The 1140-nt window shown below is 30.2% G+C and carries 1 pseudogene; it reads left to right on the top strand.

What is annotated here, in order from left to right:
- Positions 1 to 610: pseudogene (locus D8872_RS10635) on the top strand (hypothetical protein); the annotation flags it as partial.
- Between the last annotated feature and the right edge of the window lie 530 nt (positions 611 to 1140).

Here is a 1140-nt window from a genome sequence, read left to right on the forward strand (position 1 = left end):
ATATTTTGAAGAAGTTGTCTTATTGTACGAAAAATTATTAATTTGGATTGATAATCATATTTATGAATTATCTGAGAATTTTAATTATGTAATTAAATGTCAAGATTCAATTGTTGAGATATTTTTAAAAAAGGAGGTTCCTAACTATATATCATTAGCAGGGAAGCAGTATAATATACCCAGAGAGATTGAGACATTTAGATTTGTTGAGATAACTGATTTGACTGAGTTTCGAGAAATTATGAGTAAATTATCTAGTGATAGATTAAAGAAATATACACGAATATTCTCAGTTAAACGATTTGATGTCTGGTATCTTTATTTTTTTGATTTTCCTTTATTGAATGAAGAAGAGAGACTCGAAAGATGTTTTTATACTAAAAAAGGGATAAGTTATAAGTTGGATAATCGTCATACCTTTCCGTATGACTTTACTCAAGACCAAATTGAGAAGAGGAGGAAAGAGGAACATTTTCTTTTATCTTGGTCTATTTATGACGACTTGAAGTTGCTATACAGGTTTAAGAGAGTGAGCGATTCGTTAAAAAAATATCTTTATTCTTCAAGGACAGAGCGATTGATTCTAAAAGCACTAAATAAAGATAAATAATTTCATTCCATAGTATTATTCTAAAATTAACCAATCACATTTCGTTTGATAGTATAGGTAAGCGCTATCAGCACATGTGGAGGCAGTGTCACTGCTTGTACGAGCAGATTCATAAGCGAAGTAGAAGCAGATGTTACGCCCGTGCGATAGTGGTAGTGTACGACGAGACGATACGCTAACAGAGAACTGCTGAGTGTTTGGATTGGATAGGAAAAGGAGAAAATTTTAATAATTAGCAATTATAGAAAGTATTGTGATCAAGACTTTTAGGGCAATTGTTAATTTAGTATAAAAACAATTCAATGTTCGAGTTTATATGAAGAATAGAAAAAGTTGTATCAATTTATTTACATAGTCTCATAGGGTAGAAAATAATTCCTTTAGACAAGATATTTGTTGGAACAGAGTAGCCTCATCTCACTTTCTTTTTATCTGGAATGTCACCAAAACCTTCTATTAAAATGTGGAGTAAAAGTATCATGAAATAAGTTGTTACTAAATTTAACTTTAAATGATATACTATAGATAAG

Origin of the sequence: Streptococcus cristatus, assembly GCF_003943815.1 — a bacterium.
GTDB classification, from domain to species: Bacteria; Bacillota; Bacilli; order Lactobacillales; family Streptococcaceae; genus Streptococcus; species Streptococcus cristatus_F.